Origin of the sequence: Nocardia yunnanensis (assembly GCF_003626895.1) — a bacterium.
Taxonomy (GTDB): domain Bacteria; phylum Actinomycetota; class Actinomycetes; order Mycobacteriales; family Mycobacteriaceae; genus Nocardia; species Nocardia yunnanensis.
In genome coordinates this window covers 1,761,713-1,787,344 of record NZ_CP032568.1, presented here as the reverse complement: position 1 = coordinate 1,787,344, position 25,632 = coordinate 1,761,713, and the positions used below count along the sequence as shown (strand labels likewise).

The 25,632-nt window shown below is 69.2% G+C and carries 19 protein-coding genes and 2 pseudogenes; 8 read left to right on the top strand and 13 right to left on the bottom strand.

What is annotated here, in order from left to right; all coding sequences use genetic code 11:
- The first annotated feature begins 48 nt into the window (after nucleotides 1-48).
- Together D7D52_RS08165 and D7D52_RS08160 are read left to right on the top strand one after the other, a co-directional pair.
- A complete protein-coding gene (locus D7D52_RS08165) occupies nucleotides 49-2,232 on the top strand; it encodes a malate synthase G (RefSeq protein ID WP_120735769.1) in 2,184 nt (727 codons plus the stop codon).
- 103 nt (nucleotides 2,233-2,335) lie between these two features.
- Entirely contained in the window at nucleotides 2,336-2,923 is a 588-nt protein-coding gene (locus tag D7D52_RS08160) for a Uma2 family endonuclease (protein WP_162958211.1), read from the top strand.
- 23 nt (nucleotides 2,924-2,946) lie between these two features.
- Here the strand turns inward: D7D52_RS08160 and D7D52_RS08155 are convergent, their stop codons facing one another.
- Nucleotides 2,947-3,411, bottom strand: coding sequence for a MarR family winged helix-turn-helix transcriptional regulator (locus tag D7D52_RS08155; protein ID WP_120735767.1), 465 nt, complete (start codon nucleotides 3,409-3,411; stop codon nucleotides 2,947-2,949).
- A gap of 41 nt (nucleotides 3,412-3,452) precedes the next feature.
- On the opposite strand from D7D52_RS08155, the gene D7D52_RS08150 reads away from it, so the two are divergent.
- Nucleotides 3,453-4,346 (top strand): alpha/beta hydrolase, encoded by an 894-nt coding sequence (locus D7D52_RS08150; protein ID WP_120735766.1) that lies wholly within the window; start codon nucleotides 3,453-3,455, stop codon nucleotides 4,344-4,346.
- A 50-nt stretch (nucleotides 4,347-4,396) separates the two neighbouring features.
- On the opposite strand, the gene D7D52_RS08145 is transcribed toward D7D52_RS08150, so the two are convergent.
- Nucleotides 4,397-5,368: a helix-turn-helix transcriptional regulator gene (locus tag D7D52_RS08145; RefSeq protein WP_120743912.1), complete on the bottom strand. Its 972-nt coding sequence runs from the start codon at nucleotides 5,366-5,368 to the stop codon at nucleotides 4,397-4,399.
- 96 nt (nucleotides 5,369-5,464) lie between these two features.
- Here D7D52_RS08145 and D7D52_RS08140 point away from each other — a divergent pair, with 96 nt between their 5' ends.
- Nucleotides 5,465-6,328, top strand: a complete 864-nt coding sequence (locus tag D7D52_RS08140) for an alpha/beta fold hydrolase (protein WP_162958210.1) — start codon at nucleotides 5,465-5,467, stop codon at nucleotides 6,326-6,328.
- Nucleotides 6,329-6,361: 33 nt separating this feature from the next.
- Here the strand turns inward: D7D52_RS08140 and D7D52_RS08135 are convergent, their stop codons facing one another.
- On the bottom strand, nucleotides 6,362-7,288 hold the full coding sequence (locus D7D52_RS08135; protein WP_120735764.1) for a MerR family transcriptional regulator: 927 nt from the start codon (nucleotides 7,286-7,288) through the stop codon (nucleotides 6,362-6,364).
- Between the two features lie 366 nt (nucleotides 7,289-7,654).
- On the opposite strand from D7D52_RS08135, the gene D7D52_RS08130 reads away from it, so the two are divergent.
- Entirely contained in the window at nucleotides 7,655-8,875 is a 1,221-nt protein-coding gene (locus D7D52_RS08130) for a cytochrome P450 family protein (protein ID WP_120735763.1), read from the top strand.
- Between the two features lie 68 nt (nucleotides 8,876-8,943).
- Here the strand turns inward: D7D52_RS08130 and D7D52_RS40115 are convergent.
- Both D7D52_RS40115 and D7D52_RS40110 read right to left on the bottom strand, forming a co-directional pair.
- Nucleotides 8,944-10,227, bottom strand: a pseudogene (locus D7D52_RS40115) (cytochrome P450); the annotation flags it as partial.
- Between the two features lie 93 nt (nucleotides 10,228-10,320).
- Nucleotides 10,321-11,649 (bottom strand): annotated as a pseudogene (locus D7D52_RS40110) (glycosyltransferase); the annotation flags it as partial.
- A 119-nt stretch (nucleotides 11,650-11,768) separates the two neighbouring features.
- Here D7D52_RS40110 and D7D52_RS08120 point away from each other — a divergent pair.
- Together D7D52_RS08120 and D7D52_RS08115 are read left to right on the top strand one after the other, a co-directional pair.
- Nucleotides 11,769-13,049 (top strand): glycosyltransferase, encoded by a 1,281-nt coding sequence (locus D7D52_RS08120; RefSeq protein WP_120735761.1) that lies wholly within the window; start codon nucleotides 11,769-11,771, stop codon nucleotides 13,047-13,049.
- The gene (locus tag D7D52_RS08115; protein WP_246023689.1) at nucleotides 13,046-13,813 is read left to right on the top strand and encodes an ABC transporter permease; all 768 of its coding nucleotides are present in this window, start codon (nucleotides 13,046-13,048) and stop codon (nucleotides 13,811-13,813) included. The genes D7D52_RS08120 and D7D52_RS08115 overlap by 4 nt, the downstream gene beginning before the upstream one ends.
- A gap of 15 nt (nucleotides 13,814-13,828) precedes the next feature.
- Here the strand turns inward: D7D52_RS08115 and D7D52_RS08110 are convergent, their stop codons facing one another.
- Genes D7D52_RS08110 through D7D52_RS08075 form a run of 8 tightly spaced genes read right to left on the bottom strand, consistent with a single transcriptional unit; the run spans nucleotide 13,829 to nucleotide 25,002 of the window.
- Complete coding sequence (locus tag D7D52_RS08110; RefSeq protein WP_120735760.1) at nucleotides 13,829-14,776, bottom strand: UbiA prenyltransferase family protein; 948 nt, start codon at nucleotides 14,774-14,776, stop codon at nucleotides 13,829-13,831.
- Nucleotides 14,773-15,411, bottom strand: coding sequence for a nitroreductase family protein (locus tag D7D52_RS08105; RefSeq protein ID WP_120735759.1), 639 nt, complete (start codon nucleotides 15,409-15,411; stop codon nucleotides 14,773-14,775). The genes D7D52_RS08110 and D7D52_RS08105 overlap by 4 nt, the downstream gene beginning before the upstream one ends.
- Nucleotides 15,408-16,427 (bottom strand): ScbA/BarX family gamma-butyrolactone biosynthesis protein, encoded by a 1,020-nt coding sequence (locus D7D52_RS08100; protein WP_246023688.1) that lies wholly within the window; start codon nucleotides 16,425-16,427, stop codon nucleotides 15,408-15,410. The genes D7D52_RS08105 and D7D52_RS08100 overlap by 4 nt, the downstream gene beginning before the upstream one ends.
- Nucleotides 16,424-17,356, bottom strand: a complete 933-nt coding sequence (locus D7D52_RS08095; protein WP_120735757.1) for a nucleoside-diphosphate kinase — start codon at nucleotides 17,354-17,356, stop codon at nucleotides 16,424-16,426. The genes D7D52_RS08100 and D7D52_RS08095 overlap by 4 nt, the downstream gene beginning before the upstream one ends.
- Nucleotides 17,353-18,453 (bottom strand): SDR family oxidoreductase, encoded by a 1,101-nt coding sequence (locus tag D7D52_RS08090; RefSeq protein WP_120735756.1) that lies wholly within the window; start codon nucleotides 18,451-18,453, stop codon nucleotides 17,353-17,355. Before D7D52_RS08090 ends, D7D52_RS08095 begins: the two co-directional genes overlap by 4 nt.
- Complete coding sequence (locus tag D7D52_RS08085) at nucleotides 18,450-18,779, bottom strand: acyl carrier protein (protein ID WP_120735755.1); 330 nt, start codon at nucleotides 18,777-18,779, stop codon at nucleotides 18,450-18,452. Before D7D52_RS08085 ends, D7D52_RS08090 begins: the two co-directional genes overlap by 4 nt.
- The gene (locus D7D52_RS08080) at nucleotides 18,776-22,285 is read right to left on the bottom strand and encodes an AMP-binding protein (protein WP_120735754.1); all 3,510 of its coding nucleotides are present in this window, start codon (nucleotides 22,283-22,285) and stop codon (nucleotides 18,776-18,778) included. The genes D7D52_RS08085 and D7D52_RS08080 overlap by 4 nt, the downstream gene beginning before the upstream one ends.
- A complete protein-coding gene (locus D7D52_RS08075) occupies nucleotides 22,282-25,002 on the bottom strand; it encodes a phosphoenolpyruvate synthase (RefSeq protein ID WP_120735753.1) in 2,721 nt (906 codons plus the stop codon). Before D7D52_RS08075 ends, D7D52_RS08080 begins: the two co-directional genes overlap by 4 nt.
- Nucleotides 25,003-25,302: 300 nt before the next feature.
- Here D7D52_RS08075 and D7D52_RS37635 point away from each other — a divergent pair, with 300 nt between their 5' ends.
- Nucleotides 25,303-25,608 carry a hypothetical protein gene (locus D7D52_RS37635; RefSeq protein WP_162958209.1) on the top strand — a complete coding sequence of 102 codons (306 nt, stop codon included), beginning with the start codon at nucleotides 25,303-25,305 and terminating at the stop codon, nucleotides 25,606-25,608.
- Nucleotides 25,609-25,632: the final 24 nt, after the last annotated feature.

Here is a 25,632-nt window from a genome sequence, read left to right as displayed (position 1 = left end):
TATGACGCCCGTACTTTTTCCACCCGGCTTCTCGAAATGAGGCAGTAGATGACAGAGCGGATTCAGGTCGGCGGGCTGCAGGTTGCCAAGGTGCTCCACGATTTCGTGGAGAACGAGGCCCTTCCCGGCACCGGTGTTGATTCCGCCGCGTTCTGGTCGGGTGCCGAGGCCGTCATCAACGACCTCGCCCCCCGCAACCGCGCTTTGCTGGCGGAACGCGACGACATCCAAGCCAAGATCGACGAGTGGCACCGCGCGAACCCGGGCGCTGGCTACGACAAGGCTGCCTACAAGCAGTTCCTGACCGAGATCGGCTATCTCCGTCCCGAACCGGCCGATTTCCAGATCGGTACCGAGAACGTGGACGCCGAAATCGCCACCCAGGCCGGACCGCAGCTGGTCGTGCCGGTGATGAACGCCCGCTTCGCCATCAATGCCGCGAACGCGCGCTGGGGCTCGCTGTACGACGCCCTGTACGGCACCGATGCCATCTCCGAGGCCAATGGCGCGGAGAAGGGCACGGGCTACAACAAGGTCCGCGGTGACAAGGTCATCGAGTGGGCCCGCAACTTCCTCGACGACGCGGTGCCGCTGATCACCGGCTCGCACGTCGGGTCCACCAAGTACTCGATCGAGGACGGCGAGCTGGTGGTCGGCCTCGAGGACGGCACCGATATCGGCCTGGCCGACGCCGATGCGCTGGTGGGTTACCTGGGTGATCCGGCCGACCCGACCTCGGTGCTGCTCGAGCACAACGGTCTGCACATCGAGATCCAGATCGATCCCGAGTCCCCCATCGGCTCCACCGACACCGCCGGTGTCAAGGACGTCGTGCTGGAGTCCGCGGTCACCACGATCATGGACTTCGAGGATTCGGTCGCCGCGGTGGACGCCGAGGACAAGGTCCTGTGCTACCACAACTGGCTGGGTCTGATGAAGGGCGATCTGGCGGAAAAGGTTTCGAAGGGCGGCAAGACCTTCACCCGCACCATGAACCCGGACCGCGTGTACACCGCGCTCGACGGCAGTGAGCTTGTGCTGCACGGCCGTTCGCTGCTGTTCGTGCGAAATGTCGGTCACCTCATGACTTCCGACGCCATCATCGACGCCGCGGGCAACGAGATCCCCGAGGGCATCATGGACGGCCTGATCACCGTCCTCATCGCCAAGCACGCCCTCAACGGCGACACCAAGCTGAAGAACACCCGCACCGGCTCGATCTACATCGTGAAGCCGAAGATGCACGGCCCGGACGAGGTGGCCTTCACCGACGAGCTGTTCGGCCGCATCGAAGAGGTCGTTGGCCTGCCGGTCAACACCCTCAAGGTCGGCATCATGGACGAGGAGCGCCGCACCACGGTGAACCTGAAGGCGTCCATCCACGCCGCCAAGGATCGCGTGGTGTTCATCAACACCGGCTTCCTCGACCGCACCGGCGACGAGATCCACACCTCCATGGAGGCCGGGCCGATGGTCCGCAAGGCCGAGATGAAGGGCCAGCAGTGGATCAAGTCCTACGAGGACTGGAACGTCGACACCGGTCTGGCCACCGGCCTGCCCGGCAAGGCGCAGATCGGTAAGGGCATGTGGGCCATGCCCGACATGATGGCCGACATGCTGACGCAGAAGATCGCGCAGCCGAAGTCCGGCGCGAACACCGCGTGGGTGCCCTCGCCCACCGCCGCCACCCTGCACGCCACCCACTACCACCTGGTGGACGTGTTCAAGCGGCAGTCCGAGCTCGCCAAGGGCGGCCCGCGCGCCACCGTCGACGAGATCCTCGAGATCCCGCTGGCACCGGACACCAACTGGTCGCCCGAGGAGATCCAGCAGGAGCTGGACAACAACTCGCAGGGCATCCTCGGCTACGTGGTGCGCTGGATCGACCAGGGCGTCGGTTGTTCGAAGGTGCCGGACATCAAGGACATCGGCCTCATGGAGGACCGCGCCACCCTGCGCATCTCCTCCCAGCTGATGGCCAACTGGCTGCGCCACGGCATCGTCACCGAGAAGGACGTCATCGCCTCTCTCGAGCGCATGGCCCCCGTCGTGGACCGCCAGAACGCCGGCGACCCGAACTACTTCTCGATGTCGGCCAACTTCGACGCCTCCATCGCCTTCCAGGCCGCCAAGGAACTCGTCCTCGAGGGCACCACCCAGCCCAACGGCTACACGGAACCGATCCTCCACCGCCGCCGCCGCGAGGCCAAGGCCTTCAACAAGTCGGTGTAGGACGCCATCCGTATCGATGCACGAAACGAATCCCCGGTCGACGATGTCGGCCGGGGATTCGCCTTAGACTGGCCAGAGTTCCCTGATGAAAGGACAGGAGCCGGTGAGTCCGGCAGTCGACGACGGATACGGCTACGGGCCGTACACGGTGGAGGATCTACACGGCCTTCCCGACGAAGGCAAGGCTTTCGAGCTCGTCGACGGCTGGCTGATCGAATTGTCCCCGAGCACCCGCCACGACTATCTCGCGCAAGTCCTGGCACGCATTCTGCAGCGCGCGGCCGAAGATGCCGGGGTGGACGTCTATGTCCAAGCGCCGATGGATATTTCGACTCCGGCCGGCGCCCGTAAACCCGACGTCGCACTGATGGGCGCAGCAGCCGCCCGCAGCGCCCGAGATCTGGGCCTGTCGCTGTATCCGGGCAACGATGTCCAGATCGCGATCGAGATCGTGTCACGTGGCTCCGGCAGTGAACGAGAAGACCGCCACCGCAAGGTGACCGAGTACGCACGCACCGGCATCGACCAGTACTGGCTGGTCGATTTCGACCCACGCCCCCGCATTCAGATCCGTCGCCTGAACGGTGCGGCGTACACAGATCCAATTGTGCTCGAGGACGCCGACGTCCTCGACGTCTCGCACCCGTTCCCGATCACTTTCCCACTCACCCGCCTGTCCGATTTCACCTGACCGCCCGGCGGATTCGCCGCAACTCAGCCTGCGGGGAGGCCGATTCGGCGGTCTTCGAGGGTGGTGCGGAGGTGGGCGAGGGTGCGGGCGACGGTGGTGAGGGCTGGGAGGTCGGCGAGTAGTTCGGTGAGGCGGGTGGTGAAGGTTTTCTGGGCGGCGTCGAACAGGTCGGAACCGTTGTGGGAGAGGGCGAGTAGGGAGGAGCGGCGGTCGGTGGGGTTGGGGCGGCGTTCGACCCAGCCGAGGTTTTCCATGCGGTCGATGCCCTTGCTGATCGCGCCGACGCCGGCGGCGAATTCGGTGGCGAGGTCGGCGACGCGGGCTTCGGGGTGGTCGTGCAGGTAGCGCAGGATCTCGTATTGGGCGGTGGTGAGGCCGTGTTGCTCGCGGAGGCGATCGTTGAGCGCGTTGTAGAGGCGGGTCTCGCAGCGGACGAGGTCGGCGAACAGGGCCGGTAGCGCGGTGACGGCTGCTCGTTTATCTTCCACGGCATATACTGTACAGGAATCTACTTCCCAGGAAGGTTCCCATGAGCAGAGAACAACGGATGAAGATCGACGCGCTGTTGCGGCAGCCGGTGCCCGCGGGGCCGCGCACGATCGAGGAGATCCGGGCGGGGTTCGCGGCGTTGATGGCGCAGATGCGGGTGCCGAGCGAGATTCGCACTCGCGCAACGACACTCGGTGGGCGGCCGACCGTACTGGTCGAGCCGGCAGCCGAGGCCCGGCCGGGGACCATCCTGTATTTCCATGGCGGCGGATTCGTCAGCGGCTCCCCTGACACCGCGATGACACTGACCGCGAACCTGGTGACTCGCACAGGATTTCGCGCACTCTCGGTGGATTATCGGTTGGCGCCCGAACATCCCTTCCCCGCCGGCATCCACGACGCGGTCGATGCCTATCGCGCCCTGCTCGACAGCGGTGCGGACGCCGCGTCCATCGCCTTCGCGGGCGATTCCGCGGGCGGCGGGCTGACGATCACCACGTGTCTGGCCGCCCGCGACGCGGGTCTGCCGCTGCCGGCCGCCATTGTCGCCTTCTCCCCCGGCCTGGACGCGACCCGCACCGGCGAAAGCATGCTCACCAAGGCCGATCGGGATCCGATCTTCACGCGCGCGAGCCTCGATCACACCGGCGGCATGTACCTCGCCGGGCAGGATCCACGCCAGCCCCTGCTCAGCCCGGCTGTCCTGGCCGACCTTCGCGGTTTCCCGCCGATTCTCTTGCAGGCGGGCACCAATGAGATGCTGCTCGACGACGCGACCCGGCTGGCCGCTCGCGCCCGCGAGGCGGGCGTGGACGTCATCCTCGACATCACCGCCGAGGTCCCCCACGTCTTCCAATCCTTCGCCGGCAGCCTGGACGAGGCCGACGAGGCCCTCGACCGCGCCGCCCTGTTCTTGCGCCAGCGCCTCGGCTGAGTAACCGCCGTGCCGGGACGACGCAGCCGCGCGGGTTCAGGGCTGACGCGCTAGCGGTAGCGGCGGGCCATGGCGGCGGATTCTTCGGCCATACGCCGCCGGAGTTCTTCGGGGGCAAGGACTTCCGCGCCCGCGCCGAGGCGCAGGAGATCCGACACCGCGCGGTCGAGGGATTCGATGGGGACGCGGATGTCGCGGTAGCCGTGCGCATCCGGGGGTGTCGCGGTGTCGTGTGCCGCTTGGGCGGCGGCGGGGTCGAGGAGTTCGGGGAGGCGCTGGTAGGTGGGGTCGTCCACGCGGACGCGTGCCGAATCGCTGTGCCGGCGTTGGTCGAAGGACGCCAGGTAGCCGGCCCAGTAGGTGGCCAGGTCGAAGTCGGGTGGGCGCCGCACCGGGTCGGCGAGGACGTGCAGGTCCGTGATTCGGGAGATGCGGTAGGTGCGGATGACGGTGTCGGTGTGGCCGACGAGGTACCAATTGCCGGATTTGAGAACCAAGCCCAAGGGTTCGGTGGTGCGGGTGACCGAACTGGGTGTGGCCCAACGGATGTAGTCGAAGCGCAGGGCGCGCTCGTTCCAGACGGCGTCGGCGACGGCGGTCAGGTGCGGGGCGGGTTCGGATTCGGTGTACCAGCCGGGCGCGTCGAGGTGGAAGCGTTCGGCGACGCGGCCCACCCGGTCGCGGAGTTCGGCCGGCAGGGCGGACCTCACCTTGAGGTTGGCGGCGGTGACGAGTGCGCCCAGACCGAGATCCGCTGCGGCGCTGGGGAGTCCGGACAGGAACAGGGATTCGGCCTCGTCGGCGGTGAGCAGGTTGAGGCGGGCCCGGAAGGTATCGAGCAGCCGGTAGCCGCCCGCGTGGCCCGCATCGCCGTAGACGGGGATCCCGGCGGCGGACAGCGATTCCATATCGCGGTAGACGGTGCGCACGGAGACCTCCAGCTGGTCGGCGATCTCCTGCGCGGTGACGCGGTCGCGTGTCTGCAGAAGCAACAGGATCGACATCAGACGGCTGGCTCGCACGGTGTCGATTCTGCCGGAATCCACTGACACAAGATGTCAGTGGAGCGCCGATACCTTGCTCCCTGTTCCGATCGACACGAACAAGGAGTCACTCCAATGCCTTTCCTCGAGACCCGCACCGGCACCACGCTCTTCTACCGTGACTGGGGCACCGGCCAACCCGTCCTGTTCTGCGCGGCCGCCGGTATGGACGGCACCGAGCCGCGCGGCGTGATGGCCGACCTGGTGGCGCAGGGCATGCGCGCCATCTCCTACGACCGCCGCGGTCACGGCCGCTCCGACGATCCCGGCCTGGGCTACGACTACGACACGCTGGCCGACGATCTCGCCGACGTCCTCGAACACCTCGCGCTTCACCACGTGACCCTGGTCGGCCACTCCATGGGCGGCTGCGAGATCGTCCGCTACCTCTCGCGCTACGGCAGCGACCGGGTCGACCGCATCGTCCTGGTGGCCGCGACCCTCCCGTTCCTGCTGGCCACCCCCGACAACGCCGACGGCGTCCCCCAGGCAGCCGCGGACGCCCTGCGCGATTCCTGGCATCACCACCAGGACACCTGGCTACTCGACAACGCCGACGCCTACCTCGGCGTCGGCCTCCCCGGTTGCGCCGTCACCCCGCTGGCCCGCGATCGTGTCCTCACCTCCATCGCGGCCACCTCCCTGCAAGCCATCCTCGAATGCAACCGCGCCGTAGTGGAAACCGATTTCCGCGCCGAACTACGCGATATCACCGTCCCCACCCTCATCATCCACGGCGACGCCGACGCCTCCATCTCCCTCGAGTTCGGAGCCCACCGCCAAGCCGCCCTCATCCCGAACAGCGAGTTGATCGTCTACGACAACGCCCCGCACGGCGTATATCTCACCCACGGTGAGCGCCTCTCCACCGACCTCCTCACCTTCCTGACCCAACCGGCCCAAGCCCTCGCCGGTACGGCAGGCCCCGATCGAAAGTGACAACCGGCCCCAGATTCCCTGCGAACCAGCCGATTACCCCCGTAGCCAGGCCAGCACCTGTTCCGCGTGCTGATCCGGCGGAAACACGGGATAGAAGACATGCTCGATCACCCCGCCCCGCAGGACGAGCGTGAGACGCCGATACAGTCGCTGCCCACCGGCCTCGAAGGTGGGCAGCGACAAGGCCTCCGCCAACCGCAGCCCAGGATCCGACAACATCACAAACGGCAACCCCAGCCGTTCCACGACCTCCCGCTGATACCCTGTGCTCTGACTCGAGAGCCCGAACACCCTTTCCGCCCCAGCAATTTGGAGCTCCGCATGATGATCCCGGAACCCACACGCCTCGGCCGTGCACCCGCGCGCTCCCGGGATACTGTCCCAACCATCGGGCAGATCGACATCGGGCCGCCCGGTCAGCGGATAGAGGTACACGATGGTGCGCCCGGAACCCAGACCCGCGAGATCCACGACGCCGCCGTCCGTGCCGTCGAATGTCAGTGCGGGGACGGCGAGCCCCACGAGATGATCCGCCGCGCCGTCGTCGGCCGGCACCGGCAGATCCGGGGGCAGGCTGATCAACTCGCGGCCTTCCGGGACGACGCTGTTGCGGTGAGCCGCCATGTGGAGGCGTTGGATCAACCGGTCCCGGCGGGCGGTAAGAGCGTCGATCTGCGAGCCGAGTTCCGCTATGGCCCTTCGATATTCGGCGAGCGACGAGGGACAGTCGTCGACGTGCTCGCCACCGGAGGCGAGGCAGTCGAGAAACGGGCGCGTTTCCTCCACGGGAATGCCGAGCCGATTGAGGGCGCGGATCTCGCGGACGAGGCGCACGGCGTCGTCGTCGTATTCGCGATACCCGTTGGCCTGGCGGGCCGGGGCGACCAAGCCCAGGGCCTCGTAGCGGCGGATGGCTTTGGCGCTCACTTCGGCGAGCCGCGCGACCTGACCGATCTTCATGGCCCGAATCTAGAGCCTGTCCTCAGGGGCAAGGTCAATGGTTTCGGTGCGGGGGTGGGTCGGATACGCTGCGCAGCGTTCGGTCACCGCGAGGATGAGGGATTGTCGATGGGTTCAACCGTTATCGAGGTTGTGAATGTTGTTTTGACTCATGTCAATGCGACGTGGAACTGGCTTACGTCGGGGTCTTCCGGCCCGATTCCGTGGTAGGGGTCGGTACGGACGATCTCGCGGACCCCTTCGCCGGTGTGGTGGAGGGGTTCGGGTGTTTCGGGGTGTGGTGATCACCCCTTGGATCGGGCCAGGATGAATTGCCGTGCATCACAGCTGGTTTCCTTCTCCATCTCGACCCGTTAGCGTCGAGTCATGGCCGATCTGGAAGCCCCCGACCGCATCGAGACCCTGGACGCGGAGTTCTTCGCCGACCCGCACGCGCATTATCGCCGCTGGCGGGAAGTGGGCCCGGTGCGGCGGGTGCGATTCCCCGACGGCGTCGTGCGCTACGTGATCCTGAGTTACGCCGAATGCCGTGCGGCCCTCAATGATCCGCGCCTGCGCAAGGACGCCGTGCACGCCGACGCCCTGCTGCACGAGAAGCGCGACCTGCCGGTCGGCGACGGCACCCGCCTGGCGCTGCTGTCGAATATGCTCAATACCGATCCGCCTCAGCACACGCGCCTGCGCAAGCTGGTGACCAAGGCTTTCACTCCACGACGGGTGGCGGCGATGCGCCCGCGCATCGAGGAGATCACCGCCGCCCTGCTCGACGCATTGGCCGACCGGACCGAGTTCGATCTGCTGCACGATTTCGCCGAACCGCTGCCGATCACGGTCATCTGCGAACTGCTCGGCGTCCCGTTCGAGGACCGCGCGGACTTCCAGCGCTGGACCCGCGTGATCGTCGGCGTCGCGAACGGCGACGACGAGAACAATCGCCGCGCCGCCGCCGAAATGGCCGACTACCTGTCCGGGCTGGTCGCCGCGAAACGCGAACAGCCCGCCGCCGATCTGCTCTCGGCCCTCACCGTCCCCGCCGACGACGGCGACGCCCTCACCGATCCGGAATTGGTGGGCATGGCGTTCCTGCTGCTGGTCGCCGGTCACGACACGACGGTCAACCTCATCGCCAACGGCACCCTCGCCCTGCTGCGCGACCCCGCCCGCCTGGAGTCGCTGCGCAAGCATCCGGAGGCGATTCCGGACGCGGTGGAGGAGTTCCTGCGCTTCGACGGCCCGGTGAACATGTCGACCCTGCGGTACACGGCCGAACCGGTCACGATCGCGAACACCGTCATCCCGGCGAACGAATTCGTCTACATCGCTTTGGCTTCCGCGAACCGCGACCCCGACCGCTACCCCGGCGCGGACACCCTCGACCCCGATCGCGACGCCAGCGGCCACGTCGCTTTCGGCCACGGCATCCACTTCTGCGTCGGCGCCCCCCTGGCCCGCCTCGAAGCCCACACCGCGTTCACGGCATTGCTGTCCCGCTTCCCCACCCTCCGCCTATCCCCCGCCGCCGACACCCTCTCCTACCACGCCAGCACCCTCATCCGCGGCCTGACCTCTCTCCCCGTCCAACTCTGACCACGTTCAGTGGCACACCAGCGCGGCCATTTCGGACAAATCCCCTCGCTGGTGTGCCACTCGACGGATCAACGCGGGAGTAGGCGGGCGGGAAGTGCGTTGGGGGAAAGGACGAAGTCACGGTTGGAGGCGCGGACGCGGTGGCGGGGGTCGGGGGTGATGCGCCAGCGCGAGAGCAGGGCCGCCGAGGCGAGGGCGATTTCCAGCATGGCGAAGTGGTCGCCGAGGCAGCGGCGGCGGCCGACGCCGAAGGAGATCATCGCCTTCTTGGCGGTGTCGGCGGCGTTCTCGGGCGACCAGCGGTCCGGGTCGAAGGTCTCCGGGCGGCTGAACCAGCGCGGATCGTGCTGAACCAGGTACGGGCTGAACATGATCGCGGAACCGGCGGGAATGGTGATGTCGCCGATGGGCAGGTCGGCGCTGGCATTGGCGGCGCTGATCCACGGGCCCCAGAATCGGATGGTCTCCGACACCACCTGTTTGAGGTAGGGCATCGCGCTCAGGTGTGCGGGGCGCACCTCGCCGCCGCCGACCACGAAATCCAGTTCGGCGTAAAGCTTTTCGGCGATATCGGGGCGCAAACTCACTTCGTGCCACAGCCATCCGGTGAGCGACGCCATGGAGCCGACACCGCCGGCGAGCATGAGAATGGCTTCGTCGATGATGTGATCGTCCGACAGCCGCGCCCCGGTCTCGCTGTCGGTGTGCCGGATGAGCGCCGACACCACATCGTTGAAATCCTCGTCGCGCCTGCGGTATTCGCTGACTACCGCCCCGACCTCCGCGCGCAGCCGCCGAGACTTGCTGCGCCACCGGTAATTCGCGACGAGGCGCAACCGGCGCAGTTGCGGCGGCAGTGCGGTGCGCACGATGACCTGACTCAGCAGCCACGGCACGCTGTCACGGATCTCGCGGCGCGCGCTGTCGCCGAATTCGGCGGTGAACAGGGTCGCCGACACGGTGTCGAGCACCAGGCCGTGCGCCTCGTCCATGAGGTTCACCCGGGTGCCCGCCGGCAGGCCCGCGGCCCACGCATTGGCGATATCGGCGGCGGCTTCGGCGTATTCGGCCAGGCGGCTCTGACGCAGCGCGGGTGAGATCATGCGGCGGCGCAATCGATGTTCGGGGCCGCGCAGCACATTGACCGCGCCGCCCGCGATATCGGCGATGGCCTCCCGCAAATCCTCGCGCTCGAATTCGGCGTCGCCGAGATTGACCTCGCGCAGCAGATCCGGCGTGGTCAGCACGTACCCGGTCTGGCGGCCGAAGTGCACCCGCACGATCGGTCCGAGGGCGGGCAGCGAGGTGACGAATCCGGGTGCGTCGGTGAGGGCGCGCAGGCTGTGGCCCAGGACGGGCACCCGGCCGGGCGCGGTGGGAATCTCGGCCAACGTACGCGGCATCGCATGCGGCGCGCCGGCCACGGCTCGTTCCGTCGCGGCGACGGCGTGCTGGTAGACCTCCAGAACCGCTGCGATCTGCCGGGATTGGCGCACGGAATCGGTTCGGCCCGCCAGGGTGGCGCGAAGGTCCGCCAGCACCGAACGGTCGGCCGCCAGCTTGGCGAGGGTGTCGGCGAGCGCCTCCACAGAGGCGTCGGCGGCGCGCACGCCCGCCCCGACCGATTCCGCCAGCGCGGGATCGCAGTACACCACCGGCAGGCCGACCGCGGTCGCCTCGAGCAGCACCATGCCCTGGGTGTCGAAGCCGTCGGAGGGGAACAGCAGGGCGTCGGCGGCGGCCATGGCGTCGAGGCACTCGGCTTGGGAGACCCTGCCGTGCAGGCGGATTCGGTCGCCGAGCCGCCGCTCCACGATCCGCCCGAGGGCCGCGCCGCGCAGTTCGCCGTCGCCGTAGATGTCGAGTTCGCAGTGGTCGGTGCGCCGCACGGCCTCGAGGGATTCCAGCAGCCGCTTCTCCCCCGACAGTCGCCCGCACCACACCAGCCGCAACGGCCCGTCCGCGCTCGGTGCGACCGCGGTCCGGCCGTCCACCAGTGCGTCGTCCACCCCGTTGGACACGACGGTGAGCGGCCGGGTCACGCCGTGCGCGAGCAGCAGATCCGCGAAGTGCCGGGTCGGCGCGATCACCTGATCCGCGGCCTGCGCCTGGCCGCTGATGGTCCACCAGGCGTGCCGGGCCGCCGCGGATTCCGCCGCCCGATGCGGCATCTGGTGCGCGTGCGGCACGAACCGGCCGTGCAGCAGCCGCAAGGCCAGCGCGGTGGGATAGGGCGCGGGCGAGGTGTGCTCGATGAACGCGTCGTCCCGACTCTGCGCCGTGTGTACCAGCGGAATACTGTGCCGCCGAGCCGCTTTCATGCCCGCGATGGCGACACCGTAGGTGCTGTGCGTGTGCACGATGTCGATGGGACCCCGCGCGGCGAACTCGGCATCGATGAGCGCCGCATTGCGCCGCGTCGGCGCGACCACGGCGAACCCGTTCACAGCCGGAATCGAAAGCGCATGTAGAGCAACGATATCCGGATCGGCAGCGACATCCTTACCGGTCGCGGCGCCCGGGCCGACTCCAATGTCCAGGTCGGTCGCGGTGCCCGGGCCTACTCCCATGCCCGGGTCGGTTGCGGCGCGGGGGTTCGGTGCGGCGCCCTGGCCGGGTGCGGCGTCCGGGCCGGCCGCGGCGTCCGGGTCGGGTGCGGTGAACAGGGTGACGCGATGTCCGGCGGCTTCGAGCCCGCGGCGTAGCGCGGTGACGGCCGTCTGCACCCCGCCGAGCGAGGCCGGGTGGTAATCCACGAACATCGCAATGTGCATCAGCGGAACCCTAGTCCCCGGCGCACCGCTGTGAAATGCCCACATTTCCTGCGTCTGGACGGGAGCCGTCGCGGCCTCCAGTGTCGAGGGTTCCCACCACCTGTATCGAAAGAGGCCGCATGCGCATCGCGATACCGCTGACCGGAACCCGCGGCGATGTCCACCCGATCGTGGGTTTGGGTGTCGAGCTGCAGCGGCGCGGTCACCAGGTGCTGTTGGGCGCGCCGCCGAATCTGGTCGACTTCGTCACCGCCGCAGGACTACCCGCGCAGCCCTGCGGACCGGATGTGCAGCAGCTCTACAGCTCCGAGGAGGGTCAGCGCGCGCTGGCGGCGGGCAATACGCTGCGGCTGATGCAGTTGGTGGGCAAGCAGATGGCCGAGTACGCCGAGCGGATGAACCGTGAGGTGATCGAGGTGTGCGCGAAGGCGGAGCTGATCGTGGCCAGCACGGTCACCGAGGATCGCGCGTCCTCGATCGCCGAGGCCATGGGCGTGCCGCTGGTGAGCCTGCACTATTATCCGTGCCGCATGAACAGCGCCTACCCGTTCCCGGGTTTGCTTCCGGCACAGTGGAATCCGCCCGCCCCGGTGAATCGGGCGACCTGGCTGCTGGCGGAGAATCTGCGCCGGGTGGTGTTCCTGCGCTATCTCAATCAACTGCGCGGCATGCTCGGCCTGCCGAAGTCCTATGCCAGTCCGGCGGCGGCATTGGCGCGGGCGCGGGTGCCCGAGATCCAGATCTATGATCCCGCTTTGGTTCCGGGCCTGGCCGAGCAGTGGGATTCACGCCGCCCCTTCACCGGTTTCCTGACCCTCGACGAGGCCACCCGCACGGCGGTCGGTGAGCTGTCGGGCAGCCACGACGAGCTGCTGGCCTGGATCGAATCCGGCGACCCGCCGGTGTTCTTCGGTTTCGGTTCCATGCCGATCCGCGATGCCGCCGCCGTGTTCGCCATGGTGGAGCGGGTCTCGGCGCGGCTGGGCATCCGGGCCCTGGTGCATGCGGGCTGGAGCGACCTGGATGTCGCGTCCACCGTGACCGCCGATCGAATCAAGCTGGTGCGCACCGATTTCGCCTATGATCGCATCTTCCCGCACTGCGCCGCGGCCGTGCACCACGGCGGCATCGGCACCCTGTTCGAGAGTCTGCGCGCGGGTCTGCCGACAGTGGTGTGCTCGGTGTCGTTCGAGCAGCCCATGTGGGGTGGTCAGGTCGAAAAGCTCGGCGTGGGCGCGCATCTGCCGTTCACCACGCTGACGGCCGAGCGGCTCGAGACGGCGCTGCGCCCCTTGCTCGATGCCGACAGTCGCAGGCGCGTAAGGGCTTTCGCGCGCACGTTGCGCACCTCCGGCACCGCCGAGCACGCCGCCGACCTGATCGAGGCCGCCGTCCGGTGACCGCCCCCGTCCGCTACATGGTGCCCGACACCCTGGTCATGTTCCGCCGGTGTGCCCGCCGCACCCTGCGCAGCACCGACACCCTGGTCATCTCCTTGACCATGCCGATCCTGGTGATGCTGTTGTTCACCTATGTGTTCGGTGGCGCGATCGAGGTGGGCGGCCCGTACCTGAACTATGTGATTCCCGGAATCATGCTGCTGTGCACCGGTTTCGGCGCGTCGATCACCGCGACCAGCGTCTGCACCGATATGACCAGGGGCAGTGTCGACCGTTTCCGGACGCTGCCGATGTTCCGGCAGGCGCTGGCGGCGGGACATCTCACCGAGGGTGTCGCGCGCACCCTGGCCGCCATCGCCATCGCGGTGGGTGTGGCGGTGGCGCTGGGTTATCGGCCGGTGTCGGGTCCGCTGGGCTGGCTGGCGGCAGCCGGGATGGTCGCGCTCTTCGTCGTCGCCATCACCGCGATCGCGGTCGCGCTGGGCATGGCCGCCAGCAATCCCGAGGCCGCCGGCGGGCTCACCTACGCCATCACCTTCATCCCCTATGTCAGTTCGGCGTTCGTGCCGACCCACACCATGCCCGCGTGGTTGCGTCCGATCGCCGAGCATCAGCCCGCGACACCGGTCGTCGACACGATCCGCAGTCTCCTCGACGCCACCGGCCCCGATCGTGCTCTGGCCGCAGTGGGCTGGTGTGTAGCGCTGGCTGCGCTCGGATTCGCTTGCGCGGGTGTCTCTTTCCGCCGCCTGTCCTATCGCTGAGATTCCGCGGGCGTGTCAGCCGTGGGTCGCGACAACCGCCTGGGCGATGAGAGTGAGATACAGCGCGAGGATGAACAGGACGGCGGGCAGGATCGGATACTCGTCGTCGCCGGAACGCAGAAAACGGACAGCGCCGAAGACCGGCACGAGCGTCAAGGCCACCGGAATCCACCCGAGAACCTCAGTCGCTCCCAGCCGCTCCCAAGGCGCCATGACGATGATCTCGCAGACCACCGCGGCTACGGCGAACAACACCGACGCCACCGCGCACCCGTTGGGGCCCAGCGCATTCGAGTAGTACATCTCGCCCGGCCGTGCGCTCCGCGAGGTCTTCCGCGCGAACTCGAACTGCAGGAACGCGCCGGCGAAGACGACCGCCAGCCACGCCGCCTTCCCGTGCGCGGCAGCCTGGCCCGTATCGATGGCCGAGACCACCACATACAACGTCACCAGCAATTGCACCGGATAGGTGACGAGCAGATTCAGCAGGATATTGGTCCGGACGGTCGCCGACAGCTGTTCCAGTCCCCACAGCACCAGCCCGTAGGCCAGCACGGCCGCGATCGCGAGCGCCGATCGCACGGACAGCGCCAGACTGCCCGCGATCGCGACGAGCGCGATCACCGCCATGGCGCCACGCAATTCGAGGGCGCTCACCGCACCGGTGACCAACGGGCGGTCCGGGTTGTGGACGCGGTCGTAGGCGAGGTCCTTCTGCTCGTCGACCATGCGCAGGTACAGCAGCACGATAGCCACGGCCGCGATGCGGGCGGCGGTCGCGCCGGTGGGTGACCAGCCGGTGCCGGGCTGGGTCAGCAGCGCGGCGCTGCCTTCGAGCGCGAACACCCACAGGATGCCGTACAGCAGATAGTGCGGCTTGTACATCACCCTGGTGAACCGCGCGATGCGGCCGAGGGAGGTGAGAACTCCGGCGCGGACCGGGTTTTCGGCGAGATCGGTCATTGCGGCCGGTTCTCCTCGCCCGACGGCAGCTCCCACCCGTCCCATCCGGTCAACTCCGCGGCGGGCGTGCGACGGACGGGCCCCTCGGCGCCGGGTCGCAGGTGCGCGACCGGCAGCATGGCCACCTGGGTGACCTCGTCGAACGGAATGCCGAGCAACTCCGCGACCTCCCGTTCGTAGGCGAGGTGCGCGGTGGTCAGCGTGGAGCCGAGTCCCCGTGCCCGCAAAGCCAATTGGAGATTCCACACCATCGGGTAGATCGACCCGTAGAAGCTGGCCAGCCGCAGCGCGGACGCCTGCTCGGGCACTCGACCCAGCGAACAGACCACGATCAGCGCGGGCACCTCGGCGAGGTGGTCGGCCAGATACTGCCCCGACGACAGATCGGCGAGTTGATCGGGTCGCGGGGTGCGGCCGGAAAGGTTGGCGGCGAAGCCCTTTCGGTAGTACTCGCCGATCCGCGCCTTGAGTTCGGTGTCTCGCACCACGACGAACCGCCACGGCTGCCGGTTGGATCCGCTGGGCGCGTGCACGGCGATGTCCAGGCACGCGCGGATCTCGCCCGCGTCCACCGGCCGCGTCAGGTCGAGACGCTTGCGGGCCGCGCGGGTGCCGGTCAACAACTCGGTGTTCATCGGCCTCCGTCCTCTTCCGGTGCCGCCGCCGCGAATTCGAGGTCGATGCGCGCCGCGATCGCGCCGGCCTGCCGGATCTCGCAATGCACCACGGTGGCGTCGACACCGGATTCGCTGCGTTCGGCGACGCACACGGTCGGCAGGTCCAGTTCCACGAACTGATCGAAAGCGCTTGTCACACTGATCAATCGGGGCAAACGGCCGCCCATGGTGGTGAGCGCGGTCTGCCGGCACGCCTCGATGAGGAGGTTGCCGGGCACGTGGTCGAGCTGATGGTCGAACAGAATCGGGTGGGTGGTGTCGGCGATGACCGCGGCCCGGGCCCGCCGGGTGGTGGCCTCCGGCACGCCGATCACCACATTGCGGGGGTTCTCGCGCCCCACCTGGGCCGCCGCGGCGCGTGGTCCGGCGGAGGCGGGCGTCTCGAACGGCCCCAGCCCCAGGTGTTTACGGTATCCGGTGCGGATCGCGGCCCACTGCCGCGGATTCACCCACGAGAACGACCCGTCGACGGTGCCCATGGCGACACCGTCGCAGGAGATGTCGAGCACCAGATCGAGGCCTTCGAGGTGCTCCCCGCGATGGTGAGCGCGCAGCGCTCGCACCCGCAGTTCCAGGTCGGCGGGCGCGGAACCGATTTCCCAGGCGGCGCTGTCGATTCCGGTGCCGTTGAAGGTGCGGACCAGAAACGCCATCTCGGTGGGCACCCCGTAGAACTCGTGGGTGACCGCGATGGACGCCTGCCGCGCGGCCTCCATGACCGCGATCAGGTCGTGGTGGGCGGCCAGCGCACCGGCGTGATCGCCGTAATGTCCGTGCATGCGCGGCAATTGGGCCCCGACCACGAAACTGTCGGCGGCCTCGGCCTCCAGCGAGGTGACGAACACCTCGGCGACCGCGTGCCGGTGAGCGAGCGCGCGCGGCACCGTCCGGATGTGGCTGGCGCGTACGCCGGGCCGGGCGGGGGCGTCGGCAGTGCGGGTCCGGGTGGTGCGCAGGGGCTGTGTGGTGGTCACGGTCTTGCCTCCAGCCATTCGGTCGCGCCCACGGGCCGCAGCGTCTGCGATCCGGTCCCGGTGCGCATGGGTAGGACGTAGGAGCCCAGCACGATCTGCGACCACGGGTCGAGTTCACGACCGGACGCCCAGGCCGCCGCGAGCAGGGCGGCCGCGGCGGCATCGGAGCCCGGATCGGTCGTGGAGGTGCGGTGGTCCAGGGATTCCGTTGCCGCCGAGCCGAGATCGGCGCACAGCCGCGCGACGGCCTCGGCGGGCGCGAAACTGCGGGCGGGGGTTTCGGCGTACAGCTCACGGCCCAGGGCGGCGGCCTCCGCACTGCGGTCGCGGGCTTGCCGCGCGTGCGCGAACACGTCGGCTCGCGTCGGCTCGTCGAAGTAGATGGCCAGTTCGCGCAGCACATCGGCCGGGTCGTCGGGCGAGTGCACCAGATTGAGCAGGTAGTTGTGGCGGCCCAGCAGGTAGCGCAGCTCGCCGGGGCGACGTTTGCGGGGATCGGTGGCGCCCTTGGCCTCCGCGAGCCGCACGGCGGTCGGCAGCTCGCCGACGGGTCCGCGCACCACCAGCACCAGCACGTCCGAGATGCCGACCAGCAGGTCGGCGAGGCGGCGGCGTTCGGGGGAGGCGATATTCCAGGCGAAGTACCACAGGGCGCGCGCCACGTGCCGGTCCACGACCACGCGCCGGGCGTCGACGACCTGGAAGTCGTTGTCCGACAGCCAGGTCAGGGTCGGTTCGACCGCGCGGGCGACGATGGCATCGGGTTTGAGCAGCAGCAGCGAATGCGCGCAGGCGAACTCGGCGGCGTCGATGCCGAGCCGGTTCGCCTGGTCGACGGTCTCGAGCAGGTAGGTGTCGGCCAGGTAGGCGTCGACCTTCGCCTTGGACGGGGTCAGTCGGGCCAGCAGGGCGCCCAGTTCCTCGGTCATGCGCGGGCCTCCGTCGTGTCGATGGCGGTGCGCGCCAACGTTTCCTCGATGGACGGCAGGGGCGCGCCCAGGTACCCCGATTCCAGGCAGTGATCCAGCAGCAGCCGCAGATAGTCCTTCCCGGTGCGCGGCGGCAGCCGATCCAGCAGCCGGTCGGCGGCGCCGGTGTCGAAGCTCAGGCGGCGCTGGAAATAGCTGGTGTAGAGCGTTCCGATGCGCAGGTAGTACTCGCGTTCGATGGCGTCGAGATCGTCTGCCCGGAAGGTGGATTCGGGCACGAACGTCGCCACCTCGAAGGACGGGTATTCGGCGAGAACGTCGGAAACCTCACGCAGCGACAGGGTGTCGTGGCCCACGGCGTGCAGGGTCGATCCGGCCACGGTGTCGAAGCCGGCGACCGCGGCGGCGACGACGACGTCGGCGACATGGTCGACCGGGGCCAGTGCGAGGGTGGCGTCGTAGCGTCCGGGCAGGGTGCGCAATTTGCCCTCGACCATGAGTTTCACCACGGTGTAGAGGTTCTTGTACTCGCGGATCGCCCCGTCGGCGAGCGCGCCGGTGACGATGCCGGGCCGCACGACGGCCCATCGCAGGCCGCGTTCCCCCGCGGCCCGCACCAGCTGCTCGGCGCGCAGTTTGCTGTGCTCGTAACCGTTTCCGAACGACTGCCCGACGTCCAGCTCGTCCTCGCCGATGACGCCGTGCCGCAGCCCGCACACGTACGCGGTGCTCACGTGCACCAGGGGCACATCCCAGGCGAGCGCCAGTGCGATCGCGTGGCTCGCCCCGGTGACGTTGAGCTCCTCGTAGGTCTCGGGTGCGGCGTCGAACGCGGTGGTGGCCGCGCAGTGCACGATCATCCCGACCCGGCCGGCGAGCCCGGCCGCCGTCTCGGCGTCGATGCCCAGGCCCGGTTGCCGGATATCGCCGCTCACCCGCAGGTCGGGTTCGTAGGCGGTGCCGTCGTTGCGCCGGATGCGCGAATTGCTGTGCAGCACAGCGGCTACGCCGCGCCCGGCCGCGGTGAGCCGGGCGGCGACCTCCGCGCCGACCAGTCCGCTCGCACCGGTCAGCAGCACCATGTCACGATCGCTCATGCGCCCGCCAACGTTCGGGTGATCAGGTCGACGACCTGCCCGACCCGCAGCACGCCCAGCAGCTGCTCGGGGCGGTAGCGCGGCAGCGCGAAGCTGCGTTCGAGCACCACGGTCAGTTCCATGAGCCGCAGCGAGTCGTAGCCGAGGTCGTCGATCAGGCGCAGGTCGGCCTCGAGGGGCGTGACCGGGCGCGGCGCCATGGCCGCGACGATCTGCCGGACGCGGTCGGCCACCTGTTCGCCGGTGGCGATCGCGTCGGCCGGTCGGTCCGGGGGTGCCGGGCGGTGCTTCGAGTTCGCCGCCGCCACAGCGTTGTCGATGGTCATGACTGCTCGCTCTCTCGCAGGTGGGGTTGCTGGCCGCCGCTGGCCAGCAGGTCGCGGGCCTCGTCCAGCGGCAGCGCGGCATCGAGGTAGCCGGCCAGCCGCAGCCAGTCGTACCCGAGGGTGAGGGTGCGCTGCCATTGCTCGCGGGAGTCGAAGGAGGCGGGGAACCGCGACCCCGGATCGGCGGCCACCCCGCGGACCGCGGTGACCACGGCATCGAGGACGGCGAGATCGGCGAGCGGATCGCCGCCGTCGCGCAGGGTCGCCGAGAGCCGTACGCGGCCGGCGGATTCCAGCACGGCGATCAATTCGCCGCGCCGCGGATCGTGCGTGGGCAACAAGCGTGCGACGGTGCCGAGCGAGTCCACGTCCGCGGGCAGCGGATGAATCCCGTAGGCGCTCAACAGTACTCGCACGCTCATCGCGATCAGCCGATGCGCCGCGATATCGGCGACCTCGCCTTGCGCGTCCTTGATGGCCCCGACGAGATCCTCGCGAGCGTTCTCCAGCACCACATTCGACCACACCAGGTTCAGCCCGCACCCGATGAACCGGGCGGCGGGCAGCGCCGACAGGGTGGCGATCGCACCGGTTGCTTCGGAGGCGGTGCTCACCGCTTCGGGCCCGGACTCACTTCGCGCACCGGTGAGCCCGAGGGCCGGCGTCGACGCCGAGGCGACCGGCGTATACGCCGGCACCGGCTTGCACATGGCCAGCGCGGGCTCCAGCACCTCACCGCCGCGCCACTGCAGTCCGACGAATCCCAGCCGCACGAATTCGGCCAGCGCCGGCCCGATATCGTGCGGGGCCCGCGCCAGCACCGCGCCGATGGACTGCCGGAACACCACCGACCGCCACGCCCGCGCGCCCGCGTCGGACAGAGCGAACACCTCGCTGTCCGACCGCAAGACGTGCAGTCGCCCGCCCAGTGGCCAGGTCGTGACACCGGGCCGCCGGGTGAAGATCACCGCGTCCGGGTCGTCGCTGACGCCGTCGACGCCGAGATCGGCCGCCAGACGCACGGTGGCCTGGTCCGATTCTCGACGCCGGTCGGCCTCCGGGGCCGAATCCCGCACCGACCGGTAGCGGTCGATCAGCTCGTGGTCGCCGACCCGAGCCAATTGCTGTGGCAGCCATTTGGTTTCGAGGTAGGTCTCGCCACGCCGAGCGAGCCAGGCCTTCATCGCCTGCCGCAGCCCGTCCTGCGCCCAGGCGTCCGCCTCGGCGTGAGTTCCGAAGGCTCGCAACGCCATCGCGTATCGCAAAGCATGCCGAGCGCGTGCGGCCCACCAGTCCGCCACGATACCGGCGAAGGTGGTGTGATCGACCAGCTCGCGCAGCGCCTCGAGATCGACCGCGCCGGCCCGCACCACAGTGGCCCGCAGGAAACGCTGACAGCGGTTGAGCGTGTCCTCGTCCGGGTCCGTCGTCACCCGCTCGAGTTGCCGGCGCAGCTGCGCGACCGACCGGGTGCGCACCTCCACCCGGCGGCCGTCGAGGAACAAAACCGTCGGCAGGGTGGGCAGTTCGTCGGCGCCCGGGGCGACCACCAGGAAATCGATATCCGAGCCCGCGTTGCCGAACCCCTCGGCGAGCGAGCCTTCGAACAGCACCGCCGCGTCCTCCGGCACCGCGACCGTACGCAGCGCCCCATCCAGCAGCTGCCGCAACCGATCCGGCGGCAGACCCGGAGTAGAAGCGGGCCCGGACGACTGTGCACCGCCGCCAGGGGTTGCCTGATCGCCCAGGGCCGCAGCCTTCGACGCAGTCCGCTCCTCGTCCTCCGCGGGTGGCCGCATTGCGCCTATCTCGTCCGGCTCCTCGTGGAGCACGGCGCCTGGCAACTCCCCGTCCTTCAACAGCTGCCACATGTGGCGGCGGCGGGGTTTACCGCTCGAGGTGCGGCGGATCAGGCCCCGAGGCCCGGTGACCAGGTGGGCGAGCTGGGCGGGCCCGAGCAGGCCGCGCAGGATCGCGCGGGCCTGCGGCATCCAGTCACCGGGCGCGGTTTCGGCGAAGAGGGCGACGCCTTGCACGCCCGCCTCGGCGATGCCGACGGCGGCGAGTTTGCCCTTGGTGAGGCCGGTTTCCTGGGCGATGCGGGATTCGATGTCCTCCATGAACACCGACCGGCCCCGCACCTTGATGCTGGTGCCCATCCGGCCCAGCACGAAAACCTCACCGCGGTAGAGGAATCCGGCATCGCCCGAGTACAGCCTGCCGTGCTCGATGCGCGTCGAGGAGCCGGTCGACGGGGGGCCGGAGTAGCCGAGCGCGATCGAATCGCCGGTGACGACCATTTCGCCGAGCACCCCGTCGGGCAGTTCGCGGCCCTCGTCGTCGACGACGGTGACCGTGCTCTCGGGAGTCGAGAACCCCAGTCCGGTGATCCAGCCCGCGCCGTCGACCCGGTGGGTGTCGTCGAGAACGGCTTCCTCGAGGACCGGAACCCGCTGTCCGAAGCGCAGATTCGGGTTGTCCAGCCGCAGCGCGGTGATCGGGCGGCGGGTCGGCGAGGAGGTCACCATGAGCGTCGCCTCGGCCAGCCCGTAGGCGAGGGTGAACGCGCCCATCGAGAAGCCTTGCGGCCCGGTCAGTTTCGCGAAGGCTTGCAGGTCGGCGACCTCGACCGGTTCGGAGCCGATGGCCAGGGTGCGCCAGCCCGACAGGTCCAGATCGGCGATCTGCTCGGGCCGGACCCGATGCGCCACATAACCCAGCGCGAAGGACGGGGAGGGCGAATGCTGCGCGTGAGTCATGGCCCGCAGCCAGCGAATCGGGTCGCGCACGAACTGGTCGGGCCGCATCAGATACAGCCGCGCCTGATTGGTGACGCCGGTCAGGAACGCGCCGACCAGGCCCATATCGTGGTAGAGCGGCAGCCACGACACCATGGTCTCGCCGTCGCGCCAGTCGATGAGCCGCGAGATCATGTCGATGTTGTTGGCCAGATTGGGCCAGCTCACCCGCACGCCGCGCGGCGCGCCGGAGGAACCCGAGGTGAATTGCAGCAGCGCCACTTCCGAGGCCGGCGCCAACTCCCGTGCCGCGGGGGCGGCGGGCAGGGCGGCGGCGTCGATCACCAGCGGTTCGTCGGGTCGCCCGGCCGCGGTGGCGGCGGCGCGCACGAAGGTCTCGAACTCCGGGGAGGTGACCACCACCCGGGGCGCGGCCTGTTCGAGGATGCCCGCGATGTGGGCGACGATCTGCTCGAGATCGCCGAACATGGGCGGCGCGACCGGGGTGAACACCCCGCCGCACGCCCACACCGCGTAGAACGCGGCCGCGCACGGGAATCCGGTGGGCATGATGACGCACGCGCCGTCGCCGCTGCCCAGTCCGTTCGCGCGCAGCGCCGCGGCGATGGCCCAGACCTGGTCGGCCAGTTCGCGGTAGCTGCGGAACTCCCAGCCGTCGGCCTCGTCGGCGAGGTGGATGCCGGTGTCGGCGGACGGCTCGAGCAGCCAGCGCCGCACGATGGCCGTGGCGTCGGGGGCGTCGTTCACAGGGTCTCTCCTTCGGGAAGCACGGTGACGGTGCCGGCCGCCCCGTCGACGCGCAGGCGCATGCCGGTGCGCAGGCGGCGGGTGACCTCCGGAATCTGCACCACCGTCGGCACGCCCAGTTCGCGGGCCACGATGGCGACGTGGGTGAGCGGGCTGCCGCGCTCGATGATCAGCGCCGACGCCGACGGCAGCGCCGCCACCCAGCCCGGATCGGTGCGGTAGGCGACCAGGATGCCGCCCGCGACATCACGCGGCTCGTCCACGATGACGGCCGCGCCTTCCACTATGCCTGCGGCGGAAGGGGTTCCGGCCAGCACCGTACCGGGGGTGGCGGCGTCGGCCGCGGTGATCGGCACCCAGCCCTGTTCTGCCAGTTCGACATTGCTCAGCCGTGGTCCGACGGTGCGGAATCGCGCCGGTGCGACGAGCGTGGAGGCTTTGGCGCGCAGGGCCTTTCGCCCCGCGACCGTGGCGCGCAGCGTCGCGGTGTCCGCGCCTTCGTAGCAGCCGCGCAGCTCGTGCACGGTCAGCTGGAACACGTCGTCGAACTCGTCGAGGACGTCGCGGGCCACCAGATCGCGGCCCATGACCCGGATCATGCGCTTGACCATGCCGAAGGCGCGGGTGCGGCAGAAGCGCAGGCGTTCGCGGTGCGCGGCACAGCGATTCACCTTGGCGCGCAGGCGTTCGTACACCCGCCGCCGCACCCCGTGGCCCAGGTGCGCGTCGAGGTAGGCGTCGGCTTCGTCGGCCCGGTTCGCGGTCACCGTGTCCCCGACGCGGCCGACCGCGCTGCGCAGCATGACGAACAGGTTCGCCGGATTCTCGCGCAGGTCGGGCGTTTCCAGTTTCAGTTCGTCGAGACTGCGGTAGCCGTAGCGGTCGAGGTAATCGTCCACGGCTGCGAGGAATTCGGCGTGGCCGCCGTCGCGCAGCGTCTCGTGCACTTTTTCCGGCTCGGTCGAGTCGACGATCCGCTTCAGCTCGGGATCGGCGTGCACGAGCCGGGCCAGCTCGGTCATGGCGCGCGCCGGCTCCGCGGACTCGACGTCCGCGCCGGGCCCGACCACCGCGTACAGGAACCATTCCGGCGCCTTGGGCAGCAGCAGCTTGGTCAGCAGGAACATCAGGCCGGTGGTGGTCAGCAGGATGGCGTCGAGCACCATGAGCGGGCCCCAGCGCTCCACCAGGTCGCGGTCCACGGTGCGGTAGGCGCGGTAGGCCTCTTCGCCGGTGAGCGACCGGTAGTCCAGGGTGTCGTATTCGTCGTAGACCCGATAGAACTCGGCGGTGAACTCCGCCATCATGGCGTCGATGCCCGACAGCCGGCGCGCGTAGACGGCGGTGGTCACCGCCCGCGACCGCAGCCGCGCGAGCGGGCTGTCGAATTCGAAGGGCCGCAAGGTTTTCGCGATCTCCGCCGGCAGCGGTTCGGCGACGCCCAGCGCCGCCTCGAGCACCCGGCGGTTGAGCGGATACCCGGGGGCGATGCCCACCATCCGATACCAGTGCAGCAGGTTGTAGTAGACGCGGCCGTGGAAGGTGCCCAGCAGCACCGGCGTCCACGCGTCGGTCTGGCGGAGCTGCCGCGGCGGCACCCGCAGCGACGCGGCGTACCCGCGGTACACCCGGCCGTAGATGTCGGCGGCGGTGGTGAACGTCAACGGCGAGGTGATGCCGCTGAAACTCTCGATGATGTTGGAGTTGTCCCAGATTCGCTGTTCGTGCGCGCCCACCTGCTCGCCCGCGCCGCGCAGTTCCACCGACGGGGCGGTCGCGGTGGCCGTGATCGGGCGCGTCTGCAACAGCCACACGCCGGTCTCGTCGATGGCCCATTCGATGTCCTGGGGCGTGCCCGCGGCGGTGTCGATCCGGCGGGCGAGCTCGGTCAGCTCGGCGACCTCGGCGTCGGACAGCACGCGGGCGGATCGCAGATCGTCGTGAACCGGCACCGGTCCACTACCCTGGCCGTCGCCTGGTTCGATCCGAACATCCTTGTCCCCCACCGTGATATCCAGCAGGGCGCCGGTCTGCTTGTCGATGATCAGCGAGTCGGCGTCCACCGCACCGGACACCAGCCCCTCCCCCAGCCCGTACACGGCGCTGAGAACCAGCTCGTCGGCCGCGCCGGTCATCGGATTGCGAGTGAAGATCACACCACTGGATCGCGCGGCGATCGATCGCTGCAACACCACCGCCGGTGCGAAGGTGCGAGAAACACCGTGCGCGAACGCGTATCGCACCGCCCGCTCGGAAAACGCCGAGGCCCAGCAGTCGCGCACCCGCGCCACGGTCGCCTCCAGCCCGCGCACGTTCAGATGACTGTCGAACTGTCCCGCGAAGGAACGCTCCGCCCCGTCCTCCGCCGACATCGACGACCGCACCGCGACCGCCTCCGCCCCCACCCGCTCCCACGCCTCCCCGATCAACCCCCGCACCCCCGCCGGCACCTCGGCCACCCCCAGCGCACCGCGCAACTCCGCCGCCAGCCCCACCGCCACCTCGACCTCCCCGGCCGCGACGAATTCCCCCAGTCGCGCCTGCAGCCCCGCCGCCCTCACGAATTCCTCGAACACCCCTGTCCCTAGCACCACCCACTCCGGCACCCGGACCCCCCAGGCCCCCAGCGCGTACAACCCCCGCGCCTTACCGCCCCCCTCCGCGGCGACGTCCACCGATTCCGACCAAGGGCCGAGCACCCGCACAACCACTCCCATCCCCCTGAGGCCAATCGCATCACGGCGCACGCCGAAGCAAGATCAGGGGTATTTCTTTGGATAACCCCCGTTTCAATCCCACACCAGCCCAAGCTTCTTGGGTCTGCCTGCGCGCCGGGCCGGTCCGGGAGTATCGACACGGTGAGTTCTGCTTCGCGCAGCAGACATTTCGAGGATCCGAGGCGCAACTTGGCAACACCTCAATAACCAAGTGCCCCAATCCCACCACCTCGGGGTGCATATTTCGTGCTGCTTCGGCATGCTCGGCGGTGACCGTCGTTTCGTGCCCCAGGAGCCACCATGTCGACCCGCCCCGCCAAGTCGACCTCATTGTCGGACACAGAGATCCAGCGCATCGCCGCGCAACTGGCGGTCGGCCGGCCGCCTCGCGTCTGGTTCACCGCCGACGCGGTGGGCATGACCGAGGGCCACTCCGGGCGCGTGGTAGCCCTCGCCGACCCCACCGAACCCGACTACCTCCGCGTCCGCCCCGCCGGCACCGACGACGTCCTCGCCTTCTCCCCCACCGAACTCTCCCTCACCAAACCCTCCCGCACCGACGGAATCCCCGCCCCAGGACGACGCAGCCGCAACAGACGCTCCTGACATCACGCACGCTGCCCTCGCCCG